The 8,124-nt window shown below is 52.0% G+C and carries 3 protein-coding genes; all 3 read right to left on the bottom strand.

The genetic code is table 11. The features are described 5' to 3' along the window. Positions 1-92: 92 nt before the first annotated feature. Positions 93-1,061: an ABC transporter permease gene (locus TJ79_RS20180; protein ID WP_040952129.1), complete on the bottom strand. Its 969-nt coding sequence runs from the start codon at positions 1,059-1,061 to the stop codon at positions 93-95. 110 nt (positions 1,062-1,171) lie between these two features. Further along, positions 1,172-2,908 carry a peptide-binding protein gene (locus TJ79_RS20175; protein WP_040952128.1) on the bottom strand — a complete coding sequence of 579 codons (1,737 nt, stop codon included), beginning with the start codon at positions 2,906-2,908 and terminating at the stop codon, positions 1,172-1,174. Between the two features lie 587 nt (positions 2,909-3,495). Further along, entirely contained in the window at positions 3,496-7,779 is a 4,284-nt protein-coding gene (locus TJ79_RS20170) for a 2-hydroxyacyl-CoA dehydratase (RefSeq protein ID WP_202903349.1), read from the bottom strand. Positions 7,780-8,124: the final 345 nt, after the last annotated feature.

Genomic DNA, 8,124 nt, shown 5'->3' with positions numbered 1-8,124 from the left:
TCTTTTGGAAACGGTTGGGTCGATAGAGGATTTTGGCTTGTCCGGTTTCTTCGAAGGCTCGATAAATTCAACAAGAGATTGGGGATTTCTGCTCATGCCGTCTTCCCTCCCTGTTTGCCCAGCTTCACGCGGGGGTCGACGATTGCATAAAGGATGTCAGCCAACAAATTCCCGATGACCACCATAACCGCTATGACGATGGTGATCGCCATCAGCGCCGAATATTCCCGCGCAGTCGCCATCTCCACGAACCATCGGCCCATCCCTGGCCAATTGAATACGTTTTCGGTCAAGGTTGCTCCAGCAACCAGAATAGGAAGATCCAACCCCAATATCGTAATGATCGGAATCAGCGCGTTGCGCAGCGCATGGCGGAATACCACTTTTCCTTCCTTAACCCCTTTAGCCCTTGCCGTCCGGATGTAATCCTGGTCTAAAACCTCCAGCATGCTGGCCCGGGCATACTTCATATAAGAGGCTAGAAAACCCAAGGCCAAAACCGTAACGGGTAACACAAGATGCAGGAACAAATCGCCGATTCCCGCATGCCCGCGGGTATGCATGTCCGATAACGGGAACCAGTTGAGCTTCAACGAGAACCACTGCTGCAACAGGATGCCAAACCAGAAGGTGGGCATGGCAAAACCGAGATAAGAGATAAAGGATGCCGTCTGATCCGATACGCCGTAAACTTTCGTGCTGTTATAGATCCCCCAAGGAATCGCAATGATAAGGGAGACCAGCCAAGCCACTCCCATCAAAATGAACGTATTGCCGATCCGCGGCCACATCAGATCCGAAATGGGAAGATGATTTTTAAAGGTGTAGCCGAGATTGCCGTGCAGCATATCCTTGATCCAATGAACATATTGCAGCGGAACCGGTTGATCGAGTCCCAGGTTTCTCGCCTGCTGTTTGAAGGTTTCCGGCGAGAGTCCCGGTGACAGCATCACTTGTGTCGGACCCCCAGGCGCCGCATGTATCAGAATAAACGTAAAGATCGTGATAAGGAAAATAACCAGAATCGACTGCAGGATGCGGCGGATCAAATACTCTGTCATCAGACTGTCCTCCTATGAAGGGTTGCATCGTACCGGAGTCTTCGGAAAAAAGGAGAAGAGGAAAGAGATCGCTCTTTCCTCCCCCCTTCATTCTATTCCCCGCTCTGCTTTTATTTGGTTACCCACCAGTTGATGGCGTGGAAGTATTGCCCGTAGCCGAGAGACGGTTCCGGTCTATCCGCATCCGCCCAGTGAACCCGGGGTCCTGTGCCGATCGCCTGCCCATATTGGTAGAGGAAGACGTACGGCAGATCCGTGGAAATTTCCTTGGCCACTTCTTTATAGATATCCTTCCGTTTGCTTTGATCAACGGTAGAATAGCCGTCAACCCAAAGCTGATCCAACTTCGGATTCTTATACCAGCCGCTGTTTTGTCCGGCAGGCGGGAAATACTTCGAAGAGAAAATGCTTTCCCCGTCCGGGTCGGGATTATTCAGCGACCAAGCAAGTAGAACAGCCTGGAACTTGCCGGGAGTAACGTTTTTATCGATCCAGGAAGCGAAATCGATGGCTTTCGGCGTTACTTCAATGCCGACGGCTTTCAAGTTCTGCTGAACGACGGCGGCTACTTGCTCCCGGCGGCTGTTGCCTGCATTATATTGCAACTCGAAGGAGAAGCGGTGCCCATCTTTGGCAAGAATGCCATCGGATCCGGCAACCCAGCCGTCTTCGGCCAATAGCTGCTTGGCTTTATCCGGGCTGTATTCATAGTTCACGGCTGCATCTTTCGGGTCCGCCCATGTATCTGGCAGGAAGGGCGCATTCATCAAAGCGCCGACGCCCTTCAAAATGTTGTCTACCATGCCTTGCCGGTTCAGAGCGTAGGCAATCGCCTGGCGGGTCTTCTGTCCGGTAAACAAATCGTAGTTGTCCTTGAAGTTTTTGGCGTCGAAATTGAAACCGACATACTCATATTGAGGACCCGGTTTTTGAATCACGCTGACGGACTTGTTGGCTTTTACTGCCTCTACTTGCGTAACCGGAATGGCACTGACATGGTCCACGTCACCCTTCAGCAAAGCCTGTACCTCGGTGTTTTGATCCGCGTAGATTTTATAAACCAGTTGGGAGATATGAGGTTTGACAGAACCCCAGTAGTTGGGATCGGCATCCAAAGTGTGGCTTTCGCCGTGCTTCCATGCCGTCCATTTCCAAGCTCCGCTGGTAACCGTCTTCGCCGGGTCCGTTCCGAAAGCGTTGGTTTGCATCTCTTTTACCGGAACGTCTTTCAGAATATGCTCCGGAGCGAGCTGCAAGCAGAGTGAATACAGGATGGGGGCATAGATTTGTTTTAAGGTGAATTTAACGGTTTTGTCATCCACCTTTTCCACCGTCTTCACTTTATCCAGGGAGCTGATGAGAGGTGACCCGGTATCGGGATTGATGGCCGTTTTCACGGTATACACCACGTCATCGGCGGTGATCGGTTGGCCGTCGCTCCATTTAATCCCGTCTTTCAATTTGACGGTATACGTCAAGCCATCAGAGGAAATTTCCGGGAGAGCCGCTGCCAGCGACCATGGCTCCGCCGTTACGTTGCCGCCGCGATCCAGATCGTATAGTTGAGCGAAAATAAACTGAGCCACATCCCCCGAAGAGGTGTCATTTATCATTATAGGGTTGAGATTCACCACGTCGGAAAAAGAGCTAAGAACAAGGGTACCGCCGTCAACCGGTCCATCTGCAGGCTTTGCGGTAGCGGAGGGTGCTGAGCTGCTGGATGGAGCGGTGCTAGCGCTCGGTGATGTTGATTCTTTCGAATCTTTATTGGTATTGCATCCTGTGAACAAAATCCCTAGGAGAGAGAAGATCAATAATACGGACCAAATACTTTTTTTCTTCGCCATTCCGTTTCCTCCTTGGTTACTTGAGATGATGAATACCTGTATGAATCCTGAAAGAACTCTAAAAACCCCCCCGCGATCTTGCGGCTGCCTCTCTACAGATTTAACTCCCCCCTTAAGCAAACAAGTGAAACCTTAAAATGTAAATTACACACTATAATACATGTCAGTAAATATAACGTCAATCCAAAAATTCACGTTTCGGTATTCGCTTTTTTTATAAATACTAAACAAGCCAACCAGTTTTTATGGAATAATTTGTATAAAAATTCATCTTTATGCGATTTTTTTGTCAGATAAAATAACATAATCTTAACCTGAAAAGTATCCCATCTGATTCAACAGCTGTTGTCTTCCGCGTCAAATCTGATTATTCTGCGATCACCCGGCTTTCTTCTATTCACTTTTTTGGATTTTTAAAACCGGTCATCCTATAAAATTAATATTTTGTAAAAAAATAGTTATGTTATTCCTAATATTATCAAAATTATAGAATCTATGGTAGTAGTCGTCGAGAAAAAAACCAGATCATTTCCAGTTATTATCTGAAAATGATCTGGTTTTGCAGGTACAAACTATAACGCAGAAAGTTACTTTAGCGGCAGGGCCGCCGGTACACTATCGGCTCCCGGATGAGCGATAGACTCGACTCCAGCGAGAGAGAGTTCTTCCTCCAACCGCTTGAAAGCCGCAGCCATCATCAGCTTGAGCCGATTCAACTGATTGACCGAGCTTGCGCCGGCATCGAAATCAAGCGCCGCAATGTTGGCATCGGGATAGAGGGCCTTCAGCCCTTTGATCATCCCCCGCCCCACTACGTGGTTCGGCAGGCAGGCGAACGGTTGAACGCAGACGATATTGAAGACATGGTCATCGAGAAGCTCCATCATTTCCGCCGTCAAAAACCAGCCTTCTCCCGTTTGGTTGCCAACGGACAGCAAGCGTTTCGCCTTGGCTGCCAGCTCATAGATAGAATGGAACGGGCGAAAGCGGCCGCTAGTCTGGAGTGCATCCTTTATGGGCTTGCGCAGCCGTTCGATCATGGCGATGATCAGATGGCCGGTTTGTCCCTTCCATCCTGTCCCGTACTGTTTGGTTTTGTAAGTCGCGTTATAGGCACAGTAAAGCATAAAGTCGAGAAAATCGGGAATGACGGCTTCTCCGCCTTCTTTTTCAATTTCAGCGATGATCTGATTGTTGGCGTCCGGGTGGAACTTAACCAGAATCTCTCCGACGATGCCGACCCGCGGCTTGCGGATCTCATAAAGCGGAAGCGCGGAGAATTCCTTGACGATGTCCCGGGCGATTTTCTTGTACTCGGAATATTTAAAATCCAAAAGCGACGCTTTGCAGATATCCATCCACTTGCGGAAAAGAAGATCGGCGCTGCCCTCCGTCCGTTCATAAGGACGCACCCGGTGGAGCACCCGCATCAGCAGATCTCCATAGGCACCGGCGGCGACCAATCGCAGCACGAAGGCGGTGGTGAATTTCATGCCCGGATGCTTTTCGATTCCATTGGCGCTGACGGAAATCACGGGTACTTGCTCCATTCCCGCCTCTTTCAGCGCTTTGCGCAGAAGCGAGATATAGTTGGTGGCGCGGCAGCCGCCCCCGGTTTGGGACATCATTACCGCCGTACGCGTGAGGTCGTATTTGCCGCTCTTCAGCGCCGCCAGGATTTGCCCAATGGTCAGAACGGCAGGGTAGCAGGCGTCATTGTTGACATACTTCAAGCCCTCATCGACGTCCTGACGGCCGACCTTGGGAAGCACCTCCAGCTTGAATCCTTCCGCTTGCGCCGCTTTTTCCAGAAGCTCGAAGTGGATAGGAGACATCTGCGGGCCGATAATCGTATAATCTTGCTTCATTTCTTTGGTGAAAAGCACCCGTTCCACCGGCTTCGCCGTCTCATGCGGAGCAACTCCCTTGCCCTCCCGTTCCTTCATCGCCGCCATCAGCGAGCGGATACGGATGCGGGGCGCGCCCAAATTGCGGATTTCATCAATCTTGAGCAGGGTGAACATTTTATTTTGGTTTTCCAAAATCTCCTGAACCATGTCCGCTGTTACCGCATCAAGCCCACAGCCGAACGAGGTAAGCTGCACCAGCTCCAGGTTGCTCATCTCCGCCACGTAAGAAGCCGCCCGATACAACCGGGCGTGGTACGTCCACTGGTTGACCACCCGAAGTGGATGGTCGATATGTCCCAGATGGGCGATGGAATCCTCGGTAAGCACCGCCATGCCGTAACCGGCGATCAACTCGGGTATGCCGTGATTGACCCCCGGATCTACATGGTAGGGACGACCGGCAAGAACGATGCCCTTGCGCCCCGTTTCCTGTAAATACTGCAGCGTTTCTTCGCCTTTGCGGCGAATCTCCGCCCGAAAAGCATCCTGTTCCTCCCAAGCTGCCGCCACTGCCGCCAGCACTTCCTTCTTGGGGATATCGGGGAAGGTACGCGCCAGCTCTGAGGCCAGCGCCTTTTGATTATCCAGGGTAACAAAAGGATTGAAGTAAGGAACGTTCCGCTCTTTCAACCCATCCATATTGGTACGGATCACTTCCGGGTAAGAAGCGACGACCGGACAATTGTAATGATTGCTGGCTTCCTCCATCTCCTTCTTTTCATAAACGACGGAAGGATAGAAGATGAGATCGACCCCTTTTTCCAGGAGCGATTCGATATGGCCGTGAGCCAGTTTCGCCGGGTAGCAGGCGGATTCGGAGGGGACCGATTCCAGCCCTTTTTCATAGAGGCCTTTGTCCGTGGCCGGCGAGAGAACAACCCGGTAACCGAGCTTGGTGAAAAACGTGTGCCACAACGGATAATTCTCGAACATATTGAGCACCCGGGGAATCCCAACCGTACCACGGGGAGCCACCTCGGAAGGGAGCGATTCGTAAGCAAACAACCGGTCGTATTTGTACCGGCTGAGGTTGGGAATGCCGGACACCGCCTTTTCCTTTCCGGCTCCCCGTTCGCAGCGGTTGCCGGTTATATAAGTGCCGCTCTGCGGGAACTTGTTCACGGTCAAAAGGCAGCGGTTACCGCACAAGCCGCAGCGCCGCCGGGTCACGCCATAGGTGAAGGACTCCAGCTCTTCCAAGGACAGGAGGCTGCCGACTTCCCCTTCCTGCCAGCTTTCCCTGGCGATCAAAGCACATCCGTACGCGCCCATAATGCCGGCTATATCCGGCCTTACGGCATTGGCGCCGGTTTGCAACTCAAAAGCACGAAGTACGGCTTCATTCAGGAAGGTTCCGCCCTGGACAACGACCCGTTCGCCAAGATCGGCCGGATTGCGCAGCTTGATGACTTTTTGCAGCGCGTTTTTGATGACCGAATAAGACAGCCCGGCGGACAAGTCGGGAACCGTAGCTCCTTCTTTCTGCACCTGCTTGACCTTGGAATTCATGAACACGGTACAGCGCGAGCCAAGGTCAACGGGATGCTCCGCCAGAAGCGCCTGCTCGGCAAATTCCTTCACTTCGAGGCCAAGGGCTTGAGAGAAGCTTTCCAGAAACGAGCCGCAGCCCGCCGAGCACGCTTCGTTGAGCAACACGCTGTCGATGGTGCCGTTACGGATTTTCATGCACTTCATATCCTGCCCGCCGATATCGAGGATGAGATCCACGTCCGGGCGGAATTTGTAGGCGGCTTTATAGTGGGCCACCGTCTCTATTTCACCGATATCCGCGCAAAGGGCCGCTTTAATCAAGCCCTCGCCATAGCCGGTGACCGCCGATCGTGCAATATAAGCCGACATTGGCAGCTGCGCATATAAATCCTTCATGCCGTCGATGACCGATTGCAGCGGATTTCCTTTATTGCTTCCATAAAATGTATATAACAGTTCGTCCTCTTGACCGGTCAGTACGATTTTGGTCGTTGTCGAACCAGCATCGATTCCCAGATAGCAGGGTCCTTCGTAACCGGATAAATCCCCCCGGGATGCAGAAGCCTCACGATGCCGGGTACGGAAATCTTCCAGCTCATCGGCGTCACGGAAAAGCGGAGGTAGTGTTGCCGAGCCGTCGGAGACAGAAAACTCCGATTGCCGCAGCCGCTTAAGCCATACGGCGAGAGGCAGCGCTTCATCCTTCCGGCTGCCGAAGGCAGCGCCCAGGGCTACAAAATATTGGGCGTTTTCGGGAAAGACGGCATTCTCCGGCGTGAGCTTCAACGTTTCCGCAAAGCGCTTGCGCAGCTCCGAGAGGAACGTCAGAGGGCCACCGAGAAAAGCCACCTTGCCACGGATGGGCCGGCCGCAAGCTAAACCGCCGATAGTTTGGGCGACTACGCTTTGAAAAATCGAGGCGGAGATATCCTCCCGTCTAGCCCCCTCATTCAAGAGCGGCTGCACGTCGGTTTTGGCAAAAACGCCGCAGCGGGAGGCGATGGGATACAGCACCTCGTAACGCTTGGCCAGTTCATTAAGCCCTTCGGCATCTGTCTGCAAAAGGGCGGCGATCTGATCGATAAATGCGCCCGTCCCGCCTGCGCAGGCAGAATTCATCCGCTGTTCAACGCCGCCCGACAAATAGATAATTTTGGCGTCTTCTCCTCCCAGCTCGATGACCACGTCGGCATCGGGAATAAAGCGCTCGACTGCATCCGTACAAGCGACGACTTCCTGAATGAAAGAAACGCCCATCGGCTTCGCCAACGCCAACCCCGCCGAACCGCTGATCTGCATCGTCGCCTCCGCGTCGGGAAACAGGGAGCGCAACTCTTCCAATAGCTGCAGCGCGGTTTTTTTCACATCGGAAAGATGCCTTTTATACACCTGGAATAAAATCTGCCCCATGCCGCTGACCGCAACCAGCTTTGCCGTTGTGGAACCAACGTCCAGTCCGATATGCATAATCATTGATGCATCCTCACCCCTAACAACAAATCCTATTACTAATCTTACTCTTCCAGCCTTTCATTTTGACCATCGTATAATTTAAACCTTCTAGTTGTCTGTACGGTTTTCCTTTGACTTTTTCGGCAGAGATGTAACAGGTTTCGTAATTTGTGTCGATTATGTGCAAGAATTGAAAAAACTCAGCCAAAGGAACACCTCCATTAACTATTAGTTTCAAGCAACAGACACCCTGAAATGAGCAAACACCCGCCGCCTATATAAAGGTGTCAGGTGCTGCAACGAGTTTTTTGCAACTTATGTACCGCATACCCTACGCTTCGGCAACGCGGCTCTTGCGAACGG

It is taken from the genome of Gorillibacterium massiliense (assembly GCF_000455485.1).
GTDB classification, from domain to species: Bacteria; Bacillota; Bacilli; order Paenibacillales; family NBRC-103111; genus Gorillibacterium; species Gorillibacterium massiliense.
The sequence above is the reverse complement of the archived record's forward strand: the minus strand, read 5'-3'. Positions and strand labels throughout refer to the sequence as shown.

Bases quoted from the DNA above. Each gene is read 5' to 3' on its own strand.
- TJ79_RS20180 (WP_040952129.1), bottom strand. From the start codon at position 1,061: ATGACAGAGTATTTGATCCGCCGCATCCTGCAGTCGATTCTGGTTATT.
- TJ79_RS20175 (WP_040952128.1), bottom strand. From the start codon at position 2,908: ATGGCGAAGAAAAAAAGTATTTGGTCCGTATTATTGATCTTCTCTCTC.